This is a genomic window from Streptomyces adelaidensis, assembly GCF_016598475.1.
Lineage (GTDB): Bacteria > Actinomycetota > Actinomycetes > Streptomycetales > Streptomycetaceae > Streptomyces > Streptomyces adelaidensis.
This window is the reverse complement of sequence record NZ_JAEMUX010000192.1, coordinates 1-3,361: the sequence shown is the minus strand read 5'-3', so window position 1 is coordinate 3,361 and position 3,361 is coordinate 1. Positions and strand designations below refer to the sequence as shown.

General features: G+C 66.0%; 2 protein-coding genes. One reads left to right on the top strand and one right to left on the bottom strand.

The window, feature by feature from the left end; genetic code table 11:
- The first annotated feature begins 308 nt into the window (after positions 1-308).
- Positions 309-596 (top strand): hypothetical protein, encoded by a 288-nt coding sequence (locus I8N67_RS41130; protein WP_200309423.1) that lies wholly within the window; start codon positions 309-311, stop codon positions 594-596.
- A gap of 82 nt (positions 597-678) precedes the next feature.
- On the opposite strand, the gene I8N67_RS41125 is transcribed toward I8N67_RS41130, so the two are convergent.
- On the bottom strand, positions 679-1,509 hold the full coding sequence (locus I8N67_RS41125; RefSeq protein ID WP_307835526.1) for a PucR family transcriptional regulator: 831 nt from the start codon (positions 1,507-1,509) through the stop codon (positions 679-681).
- Between the last annotated feature and the right edge of the window lie 1,852 nt (positions 1,510-3,361).

Genomic DNA, 3,361 nt, shown 5'->3' with positions numbered 1-3,361 from the left:
ACTGGGACGCTTCCCAGCCGTTCTGGTCACCATCCACGGCACCCATCCGTTCCGTACAGCCGGCCAGGCCAGGACCATAGCCGGAGAAAAGAAGAGCAAGAAGTGCTGGGATATGATCTTAGGTGGGCCCCTCATTCTTTGTCACTGTTGCGCCCTCGCAACGCACCGTTTTCCTTCCATCTCGGAACTCCCTCCAAAATTTGCGGAATACCATCCTTGTTTGCATTGGCACGTGCCGGGGAAGGGCGTCGACCCGAGGAGGGGACTCAAACCTTGTGTCCACAGCGGAGCAGCTTCGAGGAACGGCCGTGACGGACTTCGCGCGCGATACCGGGACCGCGGCGCCGACAGAACCGGACGCCCTGATTCAGACCCTGTACGAGGACCTGAGCAGACTGCCGGCCAGCGCACAGCTGGACGCGATGCTGTGCCTGCTGGAGGCGGCCAGGCTGATGCTGCCCACCCTCGCCCCGGCGCGTGGCGAGCTCGCCCACGAAGACCTCGACGACATCCGCGCGGCCATGCGCGCCGCGTCGCTCTCAGTGCGCAGTTACCTGTGGCGGACCGGGGGCCACGTTCCGGTGGACCGGAAGTGAGCCGCTCGTCCGCCGGCGCTCGACGGATCGACACGCGGTACGTACTCTCGGCCGATCCGGTCGGCGATCAGCGCATGCCTGGTCATCCCTGCAGCGCCTCCGCGATCATCGCCGCAGTCAGCATCTGCGCGCCCCTGCCACTGGTCGGGTCGCAGCCGGTGACGTCCCCGATCCGCCTCAGGCGGTAGTCCAGCGTGCTGCGGTGGATGAACAGGCCGCGGGCCGCCTTGTTCTTGCTGTAGTCGGAGTCGACGAAGGCGGTCAGCGTCTCCCACAGGACCTTGTGCGCCCGAAGCGGCCTGATCACCGCGGTCAGATCGGTCCGCACCTTCTCGTTCAGCGTGACCGCGTACTCGACCAACACGTCCGAGATCGTGTAGGCACCGTTCGGGCGCAGTCCCGCCACCACCAGCCTCAGCACATGGAACGCCTCGTCGAACCCATCGACGAGGCGTGTCCTGTCCCGTTCCGCAGTCGCGAGCCAGCCCCTGCCGTCAAGGCACTGGGTCAGTCTCGCCACCGTGTGTTCGCCACTGCCCGGACCCGCTGCGGGGATGACGAGAACGACGTTGCCGCCCCGGTGCGTCAGCAACGCGCCCTCTCCTGCCGCCGCGCGCAGCGCATCCACGTCACGGCTGGGCTCGGCAAGCCTCACGACGGCGATCAGGTATCGGGGAGTAAACCCCTCGATCACGTCCGCGGGCAGCGGATGGCCGTCGGCGAGGTCGCCCGCCAGATCACGCGACACTTCCGCAGTGGTTTTCTGCTGGTATCCGTCGAGGAAGTCCCGCAGCAGCCCGCCCCCGGCAGACACGATGGCGGCCAGCCCCGGATCACCTGCCGCCGCCCGGGTCAGCAGCTCAACCAGTTCGTCCGGCTCGTCACCAGTCCACTCCTGGCCTGCGGCCCGCACCTTCGCTCTGAAGTCAGCGACCCTGTCCTCCTCCGACGTCGGGCGTAACGCCTCGACCGGATATGGCGACCTTATCCTCTGGGTCATTCCTTACCTCACTTATCCGAATGGTGCGGTTCCCCCCAATTTATCTGAATGGTGAGGTTCCCCCCAAGCCCACACCTGACGCTCTCCACGGATTTTCACACGCTCTCCACGGATTCCACTCGGATAGTTCCTGACCGCCCTTTCGGTCAGGAACAAAATGAGGGCCACTTCGCGGGTCACCAAGCCGAAGGCGAGCAGCGCCGTAATCCGCTTTCCCGGGGCCACGGCCGAGGCAGCATGCCTTTCCCTTCCACTCGCATCGGAATCGATTGCGGCGAAACGTCTACGAGGGCACATCGGAGCCTGCGGCGATTCACTCCGACTCTCAAAACCCTAACACAATTACTTGAACATTCTAAGAAGTTACCCGCCGGTTACGTTCCTTTATGTCTCATATCCACTTCTTTTCCTGGGAACTTCCGAATTCGGGGAGAGCCGGCCGTGAACCGTGGTCCCCCTTCGGGTTCATCGTCATCCGGCCCCGAGCACAACTCGGAGAAGCCGCCCGCACTGACCCGTGACGTATGAGGCGCGCGCCAGGTCGCGCCCTCCTCGCTCTGGCTCTCCGCGCACCTGGCAACCGCTTCGGTCCTGGCGGTGGAGGCTGGGTGGTGGGGGCATCGCGGCGGTCATGTGTCACGTGAGCGCCCCGTCCTGGACACCTCACCACCGGAATTGCCCTCTCGGCTCACCGAGCAGACAGAAAGGCATGGACTGTCCGTGGCCGGTTGCGGCGTGCTGACCGCGCTCGCCGGTCGGGCGTACCGTACCCCGGCTGACCGCCGGGCACCTCGTCACGTCGGGGCCGTTCTCTTCCGCGGGGGTCGGTCTTAGTCCCGTCCAGCTGGAAAATGGCGGCCTGCTCGTCCGGGAGAGCGATGCCGGTGGACCTGCCGTCGTCCACTCGCGGCTTACGGAGGACTCTCGCTCAGCGAGCCCCCACCGCCGGCCCGTTGCTGTCCAGGCCGGAACACTCCACCGTCGAATCCCAGGTCGTCATGGTGGCCGCTCCCCCGTCGTCGCGCCTCCGCCCGGTCCCGGCGGCCACCACCAAGCCCGATCCAACGGATCGGATCCAACCGCTGCGCAGAGCGCTGCCTTCTCCGCCACCCACGAACCTGTGGCCGGTACGGATGGCGCCGTGCGTCGCAGCAGGCATGCACCGAGGCTGTGCTCCCAACTCGGTCGCCTTGGCTCGTCGCGCACGAGCGACGGGCCGTTCGGCGTAGGGCATGGAGCTACGCCTGCGTTCCGGCGGATGCCGCTGGGCGGCCCCTTCAGCCGACGTCGGCTTCTCATGGACGATGACCGTGTCGAAGGTAGTGGCGACCATCCTCGGTGACTTCCACGAGCGCTGCCCCACCACCCCGACCGCCCCTTGGCAACCCTCGATCACGCGATGCACAAACCGACCGCCAATCCCCCGGCGCCCAGGCTGCGGGATGTTCCTCACCTGCCGCGAGCCGTTCCTTCGAGCAGTGCACGCCACCGTTCATTCGGGTCAGACCGTCGATCCACGATCGCCGGCTCACAATGCGGGTCGGGGCGCCCCCAAGGCGCGAACTCCCTGGTCAGCGGGGTGAGATAGACAACTTCGAGAAGATCTCTTTCTCCGACTTGGCAGAGCCCGGCCCGCTTCAGATGCCCTGCCCTGCCCCACCTCCGGGCTGCCGCAACTCACGACGAGGGTCGGGACCATACCAACCGACTCGTCCACAGCACCGTCCAGCTCGCCGATATGTTGATCATGAACGGCTGTGCATGA